We start from the raw sequence: 17106 nt of genomic DNA, 5'->3' as shown, positions 1-17106 counted from the left end.
TAAAGAGAGTTAACCGGGGAACGCAAAACGGCGAAGGAGCATCTGCTCCTTCGCCGTTGAAAACGCGAACAAATGGCATAACGGAACGACGACAGCCCTTCCGTATGCTGGAAAACCCTTAACGGGTCAGGCGGCCGAAAGCTTCTTCAGCTGGGCGGCCAGACGCGACACCTTGCGCGACCCGGTGTTCTTGTGAACGACGCCCTTGGAGACGGCGCGCATCAGTTCGGACTGGGCCTCGATGAAGGCGGCCTTGGCCACCGCAGCGTCGCCGCCGGCCAGGGCTTCCTGGAACTTGCGCAGATAGGTGCGGACGCGCGAACGGCGCGCCTTGTTCACTTCGGTCCGCGCTTCGATCTTGCGGATCGCCTTGCGGGCGCCGGGGTTGTTGGCCATGTCAAACCTTCGAACGGAAAACGCCGCGGAGCACACGTCCACGGCGCGGAAATCTCAAGAGGGCGGGCCTATAGCCGAAAGGCCGTAGGCGGTCAACGCAGAGTCTGATTTTACGGGCTTAAGGATAAACGCCCACTGGGGCGCTAAAGCTTGTTCAACCAAATGCAGGCCATTTTCCGATCAAATCGGAAACCGCATGCCCAGATCAACGCCTATCGCCGTCCTCCTGCTCGTCCTCGCCAGTCTTTTAGGGGCCGGTGACGCCGGCGCCAGCCAGACGAGAGGGCGGTCGCCGCTGGAATTGGCCCAGGCGGTCGAACGGCGCGCCGCCGCCGCCAGCTTTCAGGATCTGGAGCGTTTCGGTCAGGACGCCCTGAGCCGCAATGATCGTGAAGGCCTGCAACGGCTCTACCATGTCGTCTGGACCTTCATGAACCAGGGCGAGTTCAAGACGGCGCAGCTGTGGAACGACCGCCTGGCTGCGGCCGCGCGCCACCAGAGGGACGAGCGCTATGTCCGCATCGCCGATCTGAACCGGCTGGCGCTTCGCTATGACGGGGGCGACCGCGCCGCCGCCGCAGAGATGCGCGAACACGCCGCCATGGAGCCGGACTGGTTCGCCCGGACCCATGCGATCCGGCTGTGGGCCGTGGCGCTGATGGATCAGGATGAGATCGGCCAGGGGTTGAAGGCGCTGGCGGACGCCGACGCCCTGATCCCAGACGAGGCGCCCTATGCCCGGGCGGCGCGGGCCAGCCTGTGGGAAATGACCGGAATCGGCCTGATGCAGTTGAACGACATCGACGGGGCCACCGCCGCCTTCGGCCATTTTGAGATCGACCTCGCCAATCCCGACTATCCTCGTCCGGATTTCGACGCCATCTACAATCTGGCCTATCTGTCGGCGCAGTTGGGCGACATTGATCGGGCGAAAAGCCTTTACGAGATTCACCACCGTCTGACGGTTCGGTCCGGTCTGCCCAACTTGGCGGTCTACGACGCGGCCCTGTGCGCTCAGACGTTCGAAGCGGCGAATGATCCTGGCGGGGTGCTTCAGTGTCTGGCGCCGTTGGGTGAAAATCTCGGGCAGGCGTCCTTCCTCGCCTCGCAACTCTTGCCGTCGCGGGCCGTCGCGCGGGCCCAGACCGGCCAGATCGAGGCGGCGCGCCGTGACCTTGTCCAAATCCGTCGTCGCGCAGCTGAAGAATCACAGCGAGAGGCCGCGTCCGAGATCGACCATGTGGAGGCTGAAATCCTGTTCGCCGAAGGGCGGGCCTCGGAAGCCTTCGTCAAGCTTCGCCGCCACATGCAGGAAGATCGGGTCGCCGACGCCCGTCGTTTCAGCGACGGCATTCGTCAGGTCACGGGCGACATGCAGCAACAGCTGACCGAGCGCCGCGCCCAGCTGGAGACGGCGCGATCAAACACCCATTTGCAGGGCGTGTTGCTGGCCATCTCCGTCATCTTCGTCCTCTCCGCCCTCGCCGCCGTGCTGTGGATGGCCAGCCAGGCCAAGGATCTGAAGGTCGCGCGTCGTCGCGCCGAAGAGGCCAGTCGCGCCAAGTCCGAGTTCCTGGCCAATATGAGCCATGAGATCCGAACCCCCTTGAACGGCGTGGTGGCGATGGCCGACGCCCTGACCCGCGCCCGGCTGGCGCCGCGCGAGCGCGAGATGGTCGAGGTGATCCGAAGCTCGGGCGTGACGCTGGAGCGGCTGCTGTCCGACATCCTCGACTCGGCCAAGATCGAGGCCGGACAGATCGCCTTGGAGCGTTCGGTCTTCGACCTGGGCGAGGCGGTGCGCGGCGTTGCCGCCCTTTATCGACCCTCCGCAGACCAGAAGGGCGTCGCCCTGCGCCTTGAGGTCGGACCGGCGGCCGAAGGGCCGGTCGAGGGCGATCTGGTGCGTCTGCGTCAGGTCCTTTCGAACCTGATCTCAAACGCCTTGAAGTTCACGGAGACGGGTTCGGTCACGGTGACGGCGTCTGCGGTCGACGCCGAGCGGATGCGCTTCACCGTCAAGGACACCGGTTGCGGTTTCGACGAGGAGCAGAAAGCCCGTATCTTCGGCCGGTTTCAGCAGGCGGACGGCTCGATCACCCGCCGGTTTGGCGGCACCGGCCTGGGTCTGTCCATCTCGCGCGATCTGGTCGAGTTGATGGGCGGGGGGCTGGAGTGCCGCAGCCGTCCGGGCGAGGGGGCCGAGTTCTGGTTCGAACTGCCCCTGGCGCGCGTCAAGGCGTCGGCGTCAGCGCCTGCGGAGACGGCGAGGAGCGACGACTTCCCCTTCCCCGCGCGCGTTCTGCTGGCTGACGACCATCCGGCGAACCGCAAGGTCATCGAGATCATGCTGGCCGAGACGCCGGCCGAACTGGTCGTGGTCGAGGACGGGCGTCAGGCGCTGGAGGCCGTCCGGCGCGAGCCCTTCGACCTGGTGTTGATGGACATGCAGATGCCGGTGATGGACGGCCTGACCGCCACCGCCGCCATCCGCGCCCTGGAACGCCAGGACAACCGAAAACGCACCCCCATCATCATGCTGACGGCCAACGCCATGCCGGAACATGTGGAGGCGGGGCGGGCGGCGGGAGCCGACGGCCATCTGTCCAAGCCGATCACCTTCGCCGGCCTTATCGACGGTCTCTCGGCGGTCATGGGTTCGGCCGAACGGTCGCACGCGCCGGCCGCGGCCTGACGGTCAGCGGCGGAAGTCGGCGGGCTTCAGGCCGTGCCGCTGCAGCTTGTCATAGAGGGTCTTGCGCGGAATCCGCATCTCTTCCAGCACGGCGACGATGTCGCCCCGGTGGGTCTCCAGGGCGTCGCGCAGCAGTTCGCCCTCGAACCGGTGCAGACGGTCGGGCAGGCTGAGATCCGACGTCGCCTCGGCGCGACCGTCCTCCAGGCCCAGAACCACCCTTTCGGCGAAATGGGCCAGTTCGCGGATATTGCCGGGCCAGGCCTCCTCCAGCAGACGACGGCGCACCCCGTCGTCAACCTCCGGCGCATCCAGCCCCTGACGGTCGGCCGCCCGGCGCAGGAAGTGGGCGAACAGCAACGGAATGTCTTCGCGCCGTTCGCGTAACGGCGGCACGCGCAGCCGCACGACGTTCAGGCGATAGAAGAGGTCTTCGCGAAAGACGCCGCGTCGCGCCGCCTCGCCCAGGTCGATCTTGGCCGAGGCCAGGATGCGCAGGTCCAGCACCCGCGGCTCATTGGCGCCGATCGGGTGAATCTCGCGTTCTTCCAGCACCCGCAGCATCTTGACCTGGACCGCCAGCGGCATGCTCTCGACCTCGTCGAGGAACAGCGAGCCGTTGTGGGCCCGCTCCACATGGCCCACGCGCCGCCGCATGGCGCCGGCGAAGGCGCCAAGCTCATGGCCGAACAGCTCGCTCTCGATCAGCCCGTCGGGCAGGGCGCCGCAGTTGACGGCGACGAAGGGGCCGACACGGCGGCGTCCGCCGTTGTGCAGGGCGCGCGCCACCGCCTCCTTGCCGACGCCGGTCTCGCCCTCGATCAGCACGTCCATCTTCGCATCGGCGATCTGGGCGATGGTGACGCGCAGCGCCGTGATGGCGGGAGAGGCGCCGGCGAGGGGCAGCTCATGGCCCCCATCGGCGGCCGCCAGGGCGGTCAGCCGCCGATTGTCCAGCACCAGGCTGCGCTTCTCCAGCGCCCGGTTCAGGCTGTCGCGCAGGCGTTCGAACGGAAAGGGCTTGGCGACGAAGTCATAGGCCCCGCTCTGCATAGCGGCGACCGCATCGGCGATGTCGCCGTGGCCGGTGATCATTATCACGGGAAGCGCAGGGTCCAGGGCCTGAATCCGCGCCAGCAACTGGCGGCCGTCCAGGCCCGGCATGCGCAGATCGGTCACGACCGCCCCGTCGAAATCGGCGGCGACGGCCTTCAGGGCCGGCTCGGCGGCGGCGAAGGCGCGCACCTCATAGCCCTCCAGCGTCATGCGCTCGACCAGGGCCTGGCGGAAATCGCCGTCGTCTTCAATCAGCATGACGGCGCGGGAGGCGGCGCTCTGCATCAGGCGGGCCTCAGGGCGGCGACGAAGGTCGCGCCCCTGTCGCTGGGCGCCAGGTCCAGCTCGCCGCCGAAGCTGGCGATGATGTCACGGCAGATGACCAGGCCCAGCCCCAGTCCGTTGGAGCGGGTGGTGACAAAGGGGGTGAACAGCTGTCGGGCCACTTCGGGCGCCAGCCCGGGGCCGTTGTCGGCGATGATCAGGCGCACCCGTTCGCCCCGGCGCTCGACCGTCAGGACCAACTGGGGGTCCGCCTGCCCTTCCATGGCCTCGGCGGCGTTCTTGATCAGATTGACGATCACCTGTTCCAGCCGGAACTGGTCAGCGTGGACCTTGATCTCGCCCGATCCGATCCGCTCCAGCCGAATCCCGCCTTCCTCCAATCGGCCGCGGGTCAGCTGCAGTCCGCCCTGGATGGCGTCCTCCAGCCGGATTTCATCGATGTTCGGGGCGGCCTTGCGCGAGAACAGGCGCAAGTCCTGAGTGATGGCGCCGATCCGGCGGGTCAGGTCGCCGATCCGCCGCAGGGCGTCCAGGACCTTGTCGGTCTCGCGCCGTTCCAGCAGGGTCACGGCCGTGTCGGCGTAGGTCCATATGGCGGCTACGGGCTGGTTGATCTCGTGGGCCACCCCGGCCACGATCTGGCCCAGGGCCGCCAGCTTGCTGGCCTGCACCAGTTCATCCCGCAACAGCTCCCGTGCGGCCTCGGCCCGGCGACGCTCTTCGATCTGGCGGTTGAGCGCCTGATTGGCTTCGTGCAGTTCGTGGGTCCGTTCGCGGATGCGACGTTCCAGCTCCAGCCGGCCCTCCTCTTCGGCGCGGGCGCGAAGGACAGCCAGCCGGCGACGGCGCAGCAGCACCCCCACGATGAGGGCCAGCAGGCTGACGGTAAGAACCGCCAGGCCGCGCGCGGTCGCCACGGCGGTTCCGACGGCGCCACGCTCGGGCGTCAGAAGATGCAGGGTCCACCCCGGCGTGGCCGTGTCCGTCTGGGCATGCATCCAGGTCTGGGGCCGCGCCTCGCCGACGGCGGCGCGCACCAGCCGGGGCCGATCGCCGGGGGGCGTCTGGAAGGGCAGGGGGGCCAGGGCGCCGGGACGCAGGGTCAGATCGGTCAGGCTGAGCCTTCGCCGTGCTTCGTCCATCGGACCGGTGGCGCGAAAGCGCCATTCCGGCACGCTGGCGACCAGGACCACGCCGCCCGGGTCGGCGACCCAGGCCGGCTCGCCCGAGCTGCGCCATTGCGCCTCCAGGGCGTCGAACTCCACCTTCAGCACCACCACGCCCAGGGGGCGGCCGTCGGCGGCGTCCAGCCGGCGCGACAGATAGAGGCCGGGGCGGCCGCTGCGTGTGCCCAGGGCGTAGAACTCGCCCTGACCGTCGCGCATGGCGTTGATGAAATAGGGCCGAAAATCATAACGGACGCCGACGAAACTCGTGGGGGCGCGCCAGTTGCTGGACGCCAGCGTCAGCCCCTGCGCGTCCAAAACATAGATGACGGCGGCGCGGGTCTGACCCGCCAGTCGCTCCAGCTTGCGATCGACCGCCTTGGCCGCCTGGTCGGCGGGCCGCGCGAGCAACGCCGCCACATCCGGGTCTTCGGCCAGGACGACGGGGATGGCGCGCTGTTTCTCCAGCTCGCTGCGTAGAACGGCCGCATGGAGGGCGGCGCCTGTCGTCGCCTGGCGCGCCAACTCCTGGGTCGCGTCGCGCCGCGCCGCCTCCCCCGCCAGGCCCGCGAAGACAAGGCCCGCCGTCAGCCAGCCCAGGCTGAGCAGGGTCCATGGCCGCCAAATGAAACTCGACGATCTTTCGATAAATTCTCGGACCGCAGAGAGGCTCATTCGCTATTGTGCGATATTTCGCACAATAGCGCGAGTCCGGCGTGCGACACGCCGCACGGCAAATGGCCCTGCGAGAGGCGCTTTCCGAAAATAACGTGTTTTTACAGATCTCTATATCAAACGTCGATCGCGTTTGGACCTGGTTCCAGCGTGCGGGACAGTCGTCTCGGCGCCTCGACGACAGCAGCGAGGGCCGTCGAGGAAACCGCGGGCCCGTCCCGCCACCACAGGAGACATCCGTGATCGCGCTCCCTTCCGCCGCCCAGCCGACCGCGCCTCGGCCCTTCTATCGGCATCTCTATTTTCAGGTTCTGACCGCCATCGTCGCGGGGGCCCTTATCGGCCATTTCTGGCCCAGCTTCGGGGAGAGCCTCAAGCCGCTGGGCGACGCCTTCATCAAACTGGTGAAGATGATCATCGCCCCGGTCATCTTCCTGACGATCGTCACCGGCATTGCGGGCATGAGCGACATCGGCCGGGTGGGGCGCGTGGCGGCCAAGGCCTTCGCCTACTTCCTGACCTTCTCGACCCTGGCCCTGATCGTCGGCCTGATCATCGCCAACGTCGTCCAGCCGGGCCACGGCCTGAACATCGATCCCGCCAGCTTGGACGCCGGGGCCGTCGCCAAATATTCGGAACAGGCGCATGAGGCGACCGTCACCGGCTTCCTGATGGGGATAATCCCCGACACCTTCGCCAGCGCCTTCTCCGAGGGCAACATCCTGCAGGTCCTGTTCGTCTCGGTCCTGTTCGGCCTGGCCCTGGCCATGGTGGGCGATGTCGGCAAGCCGGTTCTGAACTTCCTGGAATCGGTCAGCCACGCCTTCTTCAAACTGGTGGCCATCCTGATGAAGGCCGCGCCGATCGGGGCCTTCGGGGCCTTCGCCTTCACCATCGGCAAGTACGGCATCGGTTCGATCGCCAATCTGGCCGCCCTGGTCGCCACCTTCTACATCACCGCCGTCATCTTCGTGGTCGGCGTCCTGGGTCTGGTCGCCTGGGCGAACGGCTTCAACATCCTGAAGCTGATCCGCTATCTGAAGGAAGAACTGCTGCTGGTCCTGGGCACCTCCTCATCGGAAGCCGCCCTGCCGTCGCTGCTGAACAAGATGGAGCGGGCCGGCGCCTCCAAGTCGGTGGTCGGCCTGGTCGTGCCGACTGGCTATTCGTTCAATCTGGACGGCACCAACATCTATATGACGATGGCGGCCCTGTTCATCGCCCAGGCCCTGAACATTCATCTGTCGCTGGAACAGCAGATCCTGCTTCTGGCGGTCGCCATGCTGTCGTCCAAGGGTGCGGCCGGCATCACCGGCGCCGGCTTCATCACCCTGGCGGCCACCCTGTCGGTGGTTCCGACCGTCCCGGTGGCGGGCATGGCCCTGATCCTGGGCATCGACCGCTTCATGAGCGAATGCCGCGCCCTGACCAACTTCATCGGCAATGCGGTGGCCACCATCGTCGTCGCTCGGTGGGAGGGCGAACTGGACCGGAATGCGCTGGCGGCGGCCTTGAACGGCCCGGCCCAGCCGATCGCCGCCCAACCCGATCCCGCCGCCGGCCCTGGCGACAAGGATCTGGTCACCGCCGACTGACGGCCTTGGGCGCCGTCGCTGCCGGCTTTTCCGCCCCGCGACGACGGCGCCCAGCACCCGCTGAAAAAACCGCCACGGTTTACGCAGTTCTGCGTATCGCGGTTCAGCCGTTCCTTAACATCCTAAGTTTACAGGGGTTCTCATGAAACGCCTCCGCACCCTCGCGGCGGGCGTCGGCCTCGCCGCGCTCGCCACCTCCGCCTTCGCCCAGTCGCCTTCGACGGACGAAATCTCCGCCCTGCGCGCCCAGGTCCAGGCGCTCTCGGCCCGTCTCGAACAGTTGGAAGCTCAGGCCGCCGCCCAGCAGGCTCCTGCGGCCGCCGGCGCCCCCGCCCCGGCCGCCGCACGTCCTGTGATCCAGACCGCCGCCGCGCCGGCGCCGGTCTCCACCACCGACTGGTCCAGCGGCCTGCCCGAGATGCGCAGCCCCGACGGCGCCTTCACCTTCAAGCCGCGCATCCGCGTCACCGCCGACCTGTCCAACACCTTCGGCTCGGACTACGACAGCCGCAACCTGACCACCACCGAACTGCGCGGGCTGCGTCTGGGCGCCCAGGGCAAGATCGCCGGCGGCTTCAGCTACTGGATCGAAGGCGACATCGCCGACAACGCCGTCAGCGTCGCCAACGCCTTCATGGCCTACAGCACCAAATGGGGCGGCCGGGATCTCGAAATTTCCATGGGCCAGCGCCTGAACGACCGCGGCGTCGAAGGCGGCACGCCCGAGGACATGACCCCCTTCCTCGAGCGCAGCCTGATGGTCTCCACCATCGGCCCGGAACGGGGCGCCTATGGGGTCGGCGTCTCGTCCAAGCTGACCGGCAGCGTCTGGCACGCCTCTCTGTCCGTGACGGGCGATGCGATCAGCAGCGGCGCGACCAATGACTCGGTCACTGTCATGGCCCGCACCCACTGGGCGCCGTTCAAGACGGACGCCGGCCATCTGCACCTCGGCGGCTGGGGCTTCGTCGAAGACCTGACGCCGAACGCCTCGGTGGCGTCGCGCAGCCTGGTCGTCTCGTCCCGCGGCAACGACAATCTGCGGCTCCAAGGCGGCGTCTACGCCGATCCCAAGGGCAGCAAGGGTCTGGGTCTCGAACTGGGCGGGGTCCAGGGTTCGGGCTGGCTGATGGCCGAGGGCGGTCGGCGGGTGCTGGAAACGGCGGCGCGCGACTATGATCAGGACGCCTACAGCGTCTCGGCCGGCTTCTTCCTGACCGGTGAAAAGCCGCCGCTGTCGGCCAAGACGGGCACCTGGGCGCGTCCCAAGGTGCTGAATCCGCTCGGCGCCGACGGCTACGGCGCCGTCGAAATCGTGGGGCGGTACGATCAGGCCGACTACAGCGACATCGCCACGGGCGGCGAGGGCGACAGCTGGCTGTTGGGCGTCAACTGGTACCCGACCAACAATACGCGCGTCTCGGCCCACTGGAGCGCCTGGTCGGTCGACAACCGCACCGGAACCTTCCTGGGCGACGACAGCGGCAATACCGCCACGGTCCGCGTCCAGACGGCTTTTTAAGGTTTGCTCAGCTAGACAACATAGCCCGGAGCGGCCCGCCGCTCCGGGCTTTCCCCGCCCCACCAACTCTCCGGGACAGTCCGATGAACCTGAAGAATATTCCGATGCAGCGGAAACTGGCGATCGCCTTCGCCCTTCTGCTGACGGTCGCCGCAGCCATGATCGGTGCGGTCTTCTTTCAGCTGTCGGAGATGCGGACTGCTGCGCGGCTGAACGCCGAAAGCAAGGCGATCATCGAACATACCCATGTCGCGGAAAAGGGCGTCATCCGCCTCAACTCGCAGATGCGGGGCGTGCTGCTGACGGGCAACGAAGACTATCTGGGGGTTTATCGAAAGGGGTGGGAGCAGTTCGAAGAGTCGAGCGCCGCCCTGGCCGCCGCCGATCTGACGCCCGAAGAAGCCGCCCTGGTGCAGAAGGCTCGCGCCGACGCCGCCGCCTGGCGGACCGAGTTCGGCACGCCCCTGACCGAGGCTGCGCTTGATCCCGCGCGCATCGATGCGGCGCGGCGGGTCCTGGTGGATTCCGGCGATCGCGTCCGGGTGACCCACATCACCAAAGCCATCAGCGATCTGCGCGACATGGAGATCGAGCGGATGAATCTGCGCGACGCCCAGCAGTCGTCCGCCATCACCGCCTCCTTCATCGCCCTGGCCGTCGGCGGCCTGATCCTGATCGTCGCCGCCGTCTTCCTGGGCGTCCAGTTGTCAATCCTGATGGTCGCGCCGGTGCGGCGCATGACGGGCGCCATGTCGATCATGGCCCAAGGCAAGCTGGACGTCGCCATTCCCGACACGGACCGCAAGGACGAGGTCGGCGCCATGGCCCAGGCCATGCAGGTGTTTCGCGATAACGGCCTGCGCGCCAAGACGCTGGAACAGGAAGCCGACACCCTGCGCAATGACTCCGAGGCCGAGCGCCGCCGCCGCGAGGCCGCCGCCGCCCAGGAGGCGGCTGAAAACGCCGTCGTCATCGAAAACCTGGGCAAGGGGTTGCACGCCCTTGCCGAAGGCGACCTCGTTTACCGCATCAATGCGCCCTTCCCGCCGCGCAGCGAGGTTCTGAAAACGGACTTCAACCGCTCGATCGCCCGTCTGGAAGAGACGGTCACCGGCGTTCTGGGCTCGGTCCACGGCATCGACAGCGGCGCAAGTGAAATCAGCCAGGCCTCTGACGACTTGTCGCGTCGCACCGAACAACAGGCCGCCAGCCTGGAGGAGACCGCCGCCGCCCTGGACGAGATCACCGTCACGGTCCGCAAGACGGCCGACGGCGCCAGCCAGGCCGCCGTCGTCACGAGCGGCGCCCGCCAGAGCGCGGAAGCGTCAGGCGCCGTCGTGATGAACGCTGTCGAAGCCATGCAGAAGATCGAAGACGGCTCGCGTCAGATCAGCCAGATCGTCGGCGTCATCGACGAGATCGCCTTCCAGACCAATCTTCTGGCTCTGAACGCCGGGGTCGAGGCGGCGCGGGCGGGCGAGAGCGGTCGCGGCTTTGCGGTCGTCGCCCCGGAAGTCCGGGCCCTGGCTCAGCGTTCGGCCGAGGCCGCCAAGGAGATCAAGACCCTGATCAACAGCTCCGGCGCCGAGGTCGAGAACGGCGTGCGCCTGGTCAGCGAGGCCGGCTCGGCCCTCCAGGCCATCGCCGCCCAGGTCAACGACATCAGCGCCCTGGTGGTCGAGATCGCCGCCTCGGCCAAGGAGCAGGCGACGGGCCTGCAAGAAATCAATGTGCTGCCGCGTTCGGCCGAGGCCTCGGTGGCGGGAACCTACAAGCACGATCTGAACGACAAGGTCGGCATGACCCTGAGCGGCAGTCTGGAAGACAGCGCCAGCCGCAGCTATCTGGGCCTGCCGGGCGTCACCCTGACCCTGCCGGACGGCAATCCCTGGTCGCCGGGAGGCGATGCGGCGACCCTTTATCGCTATCTGGACCTGCCCCAGGCCCTGACCCGCCAGACCAATACGCGCAGCGCCGAACTGGGCGCCGTGTTCGACGGCTATCTGGGCGACTGGCGCTGGACCGCGACCGGTGAATACAGCCGCACCCGGACCGACACCGTCACCGGCCGAGGGGTCGAGGACGACGACCTCCTGGCCCGGATCGCCGCCGGCGACACGACGGTGAACCCCTATAGCGATCTAACCAGCGCGGTCGGGCCGGTGCGCCGCGACACCGCCCAGTCGATCTCCCAATCGCTGGAGGGGGAGGTGGTGCTGAACGGCACGGCCTGGGAGCTGCCTGCCGGCGGGATCACCACCACCTTCAAGTTCGGCGGAGAGCATCAGGCGCTGGACTCCGAAAGCGTCCGCTCCGGCCTGGCGACAGACCGCTCCCAGTCGCGCGACCTGGGCAGCGTCCAGGCGAACTTCGACCTGCCGATCGCCAGCGTGGATCGCGGCGTCCTGGCGGGCATCGGCGATCTGTCGGCCAATATGAACCTGGCCTATCAGGAGCTGTCGGACTTCGGCGGGGTCTCCAGCATCGGCGGCGGCCTGAATTGGTCGCCGGTCGAGCGGCTGTCCCTGTCGGCCAACTATTCGGACGAGGGCAAGGCCCCTACGGTGCAGCAGCTGAACGATCCGACGATCGCCACGCCCAATACTCCGGTCTTCGACTATGCGACCAACCAGACCGTCGAAATCACCCAGATCAGCGGCGGCGATCCCAATCTGAAGGCGGAGGATCGACGCATCCTGAAGCTGGGCGTCAACTGGCAGCCCCTGTCAGCGACCGATCTGCGGCTGAACCTGGCCTATACCCGCACCGAGATCGACAATGAGATCGCCAGCTTTCCCGCCATCACCCCGGACCTGGAGGCGGCCCTGCCGGAGCGGTTCGTCCGTAACGCCGACGGCGACCTGGTCTCGATCGACGCCCGGCCGCTGAACTTCGCCAAGCGCGACCAGCAGGACGTCCAGTGGGGCTTCAACTTCTCGCGGCCCTTCGGCAAGGCCAATCCCGCGCTTGCAGGCCAGCGGGGGCCTGGGGGCGGCCCGGGCGGCCCCGGCCCTGGCGGCGGCGTGATCCGGATGGGCGGCGGACCCGGCGGTCCCGGCGGGCCCGGTGGTCCGGGGGGCGGCCGTCTGCGCGGCTCGCGCGGGCCGGGCATGCAGCCGGGCCAGGGCATGTTCAACCTGTCGCTGACCCACACCTGGCGGGTGCAGGACGAGGTCGTGATCCGCGACGGCCTGGCGCCCCTGGACCTGCTGGGCGGCGACTCCATCTCCGGCTCGGGCGGCCAGTCGCGCCATGAGGTCCAGCTTCAGACCGGTGTGTTCAAAAACGGCTACGGCGCCTTCGTCAACGCCAACTGGCGCTCGGGCACCACGGTGAACGGCGACGGTCCCGGCGCGACCGACCTGGACTTTTCGGACCGCACGACGGTCAATCTGTTCGCCTTCGCCGACCTGACCCAACGCACGGGACTGGTGGAGCGTTTCCCCTTCCTGAAGGGGGCCCGCGTCGGCGTTGGGGTTCAGAACCTGTTCGACGACCGCGTCTCGGTGACCAGCAGCGACGGTTCGACCCCGGTCAACTATCAGCGCGACTATCTGGACCCCCAGGGCCGGGTCTTCCGCATCAATCTGCGCAAGATCCTGTTCTGACGGCGGGCTTAAGGCCAGACCAGGGCCAGGGCCGTCAGGATCACGACGACGGCGCCGGCCAAGGGGAAGAACAGACGATCGGACATAGGCGAACCCTATCCATCCGACGATCGGCGGACAAGGCGGTCGGTTGCGCACCTGCGTCAAAACCTTGACCGGCTCATGACGGCGGCTTACCCGGACAGACTGTTTGCAAAGGACCGTCGAATGCCGCGCCTGATCCTGCTCCGCCATGGCCAGAGCCAGTGGAACCTCGAGAACCGCTTTACGGGCTGGGTGGACGTCGATCTGACGGCGGAAGGCGAGGCCCAGGCCCGTCGGGGCGGCGAGCTGATCGCCCAGGCCGGGTTCAAACCCGCCGTCATGTTCACCTCGGTGCTGAAACGCGCCAAGCGCACCGGCGCCCTGGCCCTGCAATCGGCCGGCCTGACCGACGTGCCGGTGATCGAGGACTGGCGGCTGAACGAGCGTCACTACGGCGGCCTGACCGGGCTGAACAAGGCCGAGACGGCCGAGAAGCACGGCGAGGATCAGGTCAAGATCTGGCGACGCAGCTATGACGTCCCGCCGCCGCCTCTGGCGCCGGGCGGCGAGTTCGATTTCAACGCCGACCCCCGCTACGCCGGCAAGGCCATCCCGGACACCGAAAGCCTGAAGACCACCCTGGACCGGGTGGAGCCCTATTGGGACGCCGAGATCGCGCCGCGTCTGAAGGCGGGCGAGGACGTGCTGATCGCCGCCCACGGCAACTCCCTGCGCGCCATCGTCAAACTGCTGTTCGCCGTGCCGGACGATCAGATCGTCGGGGTCGAAATTCCCACCGGCAATCCGCTGGAGATTCAGCTGGACCTCGCTTTGAAGCCGACCGCCGCCCGCTATCTGGACGCCGATCGCGCCGAAACCCTGCCGACCCTGCCATGAGCTGGAGCGACGCCGACCGCGGCTTCATGGCCCAGGCCATAGACCTGGCGACGGGCCGCATGGGCGAGACCTGGCCCAATCCGGCGGTCGGCTGCGTCATCGTCAAGGACGGGCGGGTCATCGCCCAGGCCGCGACCGCCCCCGGCGGCCGTCCCCACGCCGAGGAGCAGGCGGTCCCCGCCGCCGGACCCGACGTCGAGCGCGCGACGGTCTATGTCACCCTGGAGCCCTGCGGCGCGCGTTCTTCCGGCCGCAAATCGTGCGCCCACTTCCTGACCGAGGCCAGGGTGGCGCGCGTCGTCATCGCCTGTCTGGACCCGTCGCCCTTTGCGGCCGGCCGGGGCACCGAACGCCTGCGCGCCGAGGGGCTGACGGTCGAAACGGGCCTTATGTGCGAGGAGGGCGCGGCCCTGTGCGAGGGGTTTCTGCACCGGTTGGAAACCGGCCGGCCCCTGGTGCGGGTCAGCAAGGACGGCGCCGGTTTCGACGGCCGTTTCGTCGCCTCGCCCAAGGCCGACCTGGTCACTGAGCTGAAGCGGCTGGGGGAGGCGGGCTATACGCGCCTTTGGACCTCGTCGGGGGAGTTGGCCGACGCCCTGCGCGACCAGGGCCTGCTGACCGAGTGACAACCGACTGTCGCTAAAGGCTTTCTTAAATCAGCCGGGCCTAGGCTGATCGAATGCAGGCGGCTGAACCCATCGTGCGCAAGCGCCTGACTCAGGCGGAACTGGACGTGATCTGCGCCCGGCACGACCGCCTGTTCCAGGCCCGCCCGGGCGGCGCCCGCGCCGTCTTCGCCTGGATGGACATCTCGGGCCTCAGCCTCAGGGGTCGCAATCTGGCCGATGCGGATTTCGCCGCCGCCTGTCTGGAAAACTGCGACCTGACCGGCGCCAGGCTGGACAACGCCAACTTCTTCGGCGCGGACATGCAGGACGTCGTCCTGGCGGACGCCAGCCTGCGTCGGGCCGATCTGCGCGGCGCCTGTCTGCGCGGGGCCGACCTGTCGGGCGCGGACCTGTTCGAGGCCGATCTGCGCGAAGGCACCATCGCCGCCGCCGACGCCAAACTGGGGTTTAAGGTCATTGAACCGCGTCAGCGCCAGGAAAGCGAAATGATGGGCGCCTGTTTAGCCGGGGCCAATCTGCAGCGTTCGCGCATGTCGGGCGTCATCGCCATCAAGGCCGACTTCTCGGGCGCGGTGATGAAGGACTGCAAAATGGTCCGCGCCAATCTGAAACAGGCCGATTTCCGCGGCGCGGACTTGGCTGGAGCCGACCTGTCGGGCGCGGACCTGTCGGGGGCGGACATGCGCGACGCCATCCTGGTGGGCTGCAAGATGACGATGTGGCGCGCCGACGGCGCCAATATGGAAGGAACCCTGACCGACGACCGGTCCGCCGGCGCCTCGGTCGATCGCATGCCGGCGGCGGAAATGCTGCGCGAACACGCCCGCTGGTGCGAGACGGGCGGGACGGAGGGGCAGCCCTCGGTTTTCGACGGTGTCGATCTGCGCCCGCTGAAGTCGATCACCGGCCTGAACCTGACCGCTTTGTCGGCCAAGGGCGCGGTCTTCTACGGCCTGGACATGGAGGGGGTGCAGCTTCAGGGCGCCCATCTGGAGAACGCCGACCTGCGCTCGGCGCGACTCTACCGCGCCGATCTGCGCGGCGCGCGGCTGAAGAACGCCAAGATGAGCGGGGCGGATCTGCGCGGGGCGCAACTGGGGCCGCTGCTGATCGGGGCCGATCGGCTGCTGGCGGCGGACCTGACCGGCGCCAATCTGCGGGGCGCCGACCTGTCCGGCGCGGATCTGCGTCGGGCGGTGCTGGCGAGCGCCGATCTGGGCCGCGCCGTCATGCACGGCGCCCAGACCCGCCAGATCGATCTGACGGGCGCCAATCTGGCGGGGGTGCGCGGCCTGACCCTGGAGGATCAGGCCGGCTGAGGTCTCAGGCCAGGGCCTTCAACTGATCGACCAGATCGGTCCTTTCCCAGCTGAAGCCGCCGTCGGCGTCCGGCGCGCGGCCGAAGTGGCCATAGGCGGCCGTGCGGGCGTAGATCGGCTTGTTCAGCCCCAGATGTTGGCGGATGGCGCGCGGCGTCGCGCCGCCGATCAGGCCCAGCAGCTTGTCTTCCAGCACGGCCTCGGACACCTTGCCCGTGCCGTGTAGATCGACGTGGATCGACTGGGGCTCCGCGACCCCAATGGCGTAGGAGATCTGGATGGTGCAGCGATCGGCCAGACCCGCCGCCACCACATTCTTGGCCAGGTAGCGGCAGGCGTAGGCGGCCGAACGATCCACCTTGGTGGGGTCCTTGCCCGAGAAGGCGCCGCCGCCGTGGGGCGCTGCGCCGCCGTAGGTGTCGACGATGATCTTGCGTCCCGTCAGTCCGGCGTCGCCGTCCGGCCCGCCGATCTCGAAAATGCCGGTCGGATTGATGTGCCAGACGGTGTTCTCGTCGGTGAAGCCCTCGGGCAGGACTTCGAGGATATAGGGTTTGACGATGTCGGCGACCTGGGCGGAGGTCAGTCCCTTGGCGTGCTGGGTCGAAAGAACGATGGAGGCGGCGCGCTTGGGCTTGCCGTCCTCGTACTCGATCGTGACCTGGCTCTTGGCGTCCGGTTCCAGAAGCGAGCCGCCGGCGTGACGCACCTCGGCGAGGCGCTTCAGGATGTTGTGGCTGTACTGCAGGGTCGCCGGCATCAGCTCCGGCGTCTCGTTCGAGGCGTAGCCGAACATGATGCCCTGGTCGCCTGCGCCCTCATCCTTCTCATTGGTCGAATCGACGCCCACGGCGATGTCGGCCGACTGGGCGTGCAGATGGCAGGCGTAGTCGGCCGTCGCCCAGTGGAAGCCGTCCTGCTCGTAACCGATGTCCTTCACCGCAGCGCGAACCAGGGGCTCCAGGCTGTCGATGATCGACTGGGTGAAGGCCTCGTTCTGTTCCTTGGTATTGCCCGGCTGGGTGGCGCGGACCTCGCCGGCCAGCACGATCCGCTGGGTCGTCACCAGGGTTTCGCAGGCGACGCGGGCCTCAGGGTCCTTGGACAGGAAGGCGTCGACGACGGTGTCGGAGATACGGTCGGCGACCTTGTCCGGGTGTCCTTCGGACACGCTTTCCGAGGTGAAGAGGAAGGAGGAACGAGCGGCCAAGAGAGGCTCCTGTCAGTGTCAGGCGTGAA

General features: G+C 67.9%; 11 protein-coding genes. 7 read left to right on the top strand and 4 right to left on the bottom strand.

The genetic code is table 11. The features are described 5' to 3' along the window. Positions 1-126: 126 nt before the first annotated feature. A complete protein-coding gene (rpsT, locus tag GGQ93_RS03500; protein WP_054766717.1) occupies positions 127-396 on the bottom strand; it encodes a 30S ribosomal protein S20 in 270 nt (89 codons plus the stop codon). A 196-nt stretch (positions 397-592) separates the two neighbouring features. Between rpsT and GGQ93_RS03495 the strand changes: the two genes are divergently transcribed. Then, a complete protein-coding gene (locus tag GGQ93_RS03495) occupies positions 593-3091 on the top strand; it encodes an ATP-binding protein (protein WP_054766716.1) in 2499 nt (832 codons plus the stop codon). A gap of 3 nt (positions 3092-3094) precedes the next feature. Here GGQ93_RS03495 and GGQ93_RS03490 read toward each other — a convergent pair whose 3' ends face one another. Both GGQ93_RS03490 and GGQ93_RS03485 read right to left on the bottom strand, forming a co-directional pair. Then, the gene (locus tag GGQ93_RS03490; protein ID WP_183215128.1) at positions 3095-4432 is read right to left on the bottom strand and encodes a sigma-54-dependent transcriptional regulator; all 1338 of its coding nucleotides are present in this window, start codon (positions 4430-4432) and stop codon (positions 3095-3097) included. After that, on the bottom strand, positions 4432-6273 hold the full coding sequence (locus GGQ93_RS03485) for a sensor histidine kinase (RefSeq protein ID WP_224764401.1): 1842 nt from the start codon (positions 6271-6273) through the stop codon (positions 4432-4434). The genes GGQ93_RS03490 and GGQ93_RS03485 overlap by 1 nt, the downstream gene beginning before the upstream one ends. 239 nt (positions 6274-6512) lie before the next feature. On the opposite strand from GGQ93_RS03485, the gene GGQ93_RS03480 reads away from it, so the two are divergent. The 6 genes from GGQ93_RS03480 to GGQ93_RS03450 all read left to right on the top strand — a co-directional run bounded on the left by GGQ93_RS03480 (position 6513) and on the right by GGQ93_RS03450 (position 15867). Continuing rightward, a complete protein-coding gene (locus tag GGQ93_RS03480) occupies positions 6513-7868 on the top strand; it encodes a dicarboxylate/amino acid:cation symporter (RefSeq protein ID WP_311734577.1) in 1356 nt (451 codons plus the stop codon). A 142-nt stretch (positions 7869-8010) separates the two neighbouring features. Next, positions 8011-9390: an OprO/OprP family phosphate-selective porin gene (locus tag GGQ93_RS03475; RefSeq protein WP_183215127.1), complete on the top strand. Its 1380-nt coding sequence runs from the start codon at positions 8011-8013 to the stop codon at positions 9388-9390. Between the two features lie 83 nt (positions 9391-9473). Next, a complete protein-coding gene (locus GGQ93_RS16225; protein WP_224764400.1) occupies positions 9474-12998 on the top strand; it encodes a methyl-accepting chemotaxis protein in 3525 nt (1174 codons plus the stop codon). A 207-nt stretch (positions 12999-13205) separates the two neighbouring features. Continuing rightward, entirely contained in the window at positions 13206-13919 is a 714-nt protein-coding gene (locus GGQ93_RS03460; protein ID WP_183215126.1) for a 2,3-bisphosphoglycerate-dependent phosphoglycerate mutase, read from the top strand. Then, entirely contained in the window at positions 13916-14545 is a 630-nt protein-coding gene (locus GGQ93_RS03455) for a bifunctional diaminohydroxyphosphoribosylaminopyrimidine deaminase/5-amino-6-(5-phosphoribosylamino)uracil reductase RibD (RefSeq protein ID WP_183215125.1), read from the top strand. The genes GGQ93_RS03460 and GGQ93_RS03455 overlap by 4 nt, the downstream gene beginning before the upstream one ends. A 53-nt stretch (positions 14546-14598) precedes the next feature. After that, on the top strand, positions 14599-15867 hold the full coding sequence (locus tag GGQ93_RS03450; RefSeq protein ID WP_183215124.1) for a pentapeptide repeat-containing protein: 1269 nt from the start codon (positions 14599-14601) through the stop codon (positions 15865-15867). Between the two features lie 4 nt (positions 15868-15871). On the opposite strand, the gene metK is transcribed toward GGQ93_RS03450, so the two are convergent. Further along, positions 15872-17077, bottom strand: a complete 1206-nt coding sequence (gene metK, locus GGQ93_RS03445) for a methionine adenosyltransferase (RefSeq protein WP_183215123.1) — start codon at positions 17075-17077, stop codon at positions 15872-15874. Positions 17078-17106 lie beyond the last annotated feature (29 nt).

It is taken from the genome of Brevundimonas aurantiaca (genome assembly GCF_014199955.1).
Classification (GTDB): Bacteria; Pseudomonadota; Alphaproteobacteria; order Caulobacterales; family Caulobacteraceae; genus Brevundimonas; species Brevundimonas aurantiaca.
Note: the sequence above shows the minus strand (reverse complement) of the source record. Positions and strands in the feature narration are given on the sequence as shown.

Excerpts from the sequence above, each read along its gene's own strand:
- GGQ93_RS03450 (WP_183215124.1), top strand. The coding sequence starts at position 14,599 with ATGCAGGCGGCTGAACCCATCGTGCGCAAGCGCCTGACTCAGGCGGAA.
- GGQ93_RS03455 (WP_183215125.1), top strand. The coding sequence starts at position 13,916 with ATGAGCTGGAGCGACGCCGACCGCGGCTTCATGGCCCAGGCCATAGAC.
- GGQ93_RS03460 (WP_183215126.1), top strand. The coding sequence starts at position 13,206 with ATGCCGCGCCTGATCCTGCTCCGCCATGGCCAGAGCCAGTGGAACCTC.
- GGQ93_RS03475 (WP_183215127.1), top strand. The coding sequence starts at position 8,011 with ATGAAACGCCTCCGCACCCTCGCGGCGGGCGTCGGCCTCGCCGCGCTC.
- GGQ93_RS03485 (WP_224764401.1), bottom strand. The coding sequence starts at position 6,273 with ATGAGCCTCTCTGCGGTCCGAGAATTTATCGAAAGATCGTCGAGTTTC.
- GGQ93_RS16225 (WP_224764400.1), top strand. The coding sequence starts at position 9,474 with ATGAACCTGAAGAATATTCCGATGCAGCGGAAACTGGCGATCGCCTTC.
- rpsT (WP_054766717.1), bottom strand. The coding sequence starts at position 396 with ATGGCCAACAACCCCGGCGCCCGCAAGGCGATCCGCAAGATCGAAGCG.
- GGQ93_RS03495 (WP_054766716.1), top strand. The coding sequence starts at position 593 with ATGCCCAGATCAACGCCTATCGCCGTCCTCCTGCTCGTCCTCGCCAGT.
- GGQ93_RS03490 (WP_183215128.1), bottom strand. The coding sequence starts at position 4,432 with ATGCAGAGCGCCGCCTCCCGCGCCGTCATGCTGATTGAAGACGACGGC.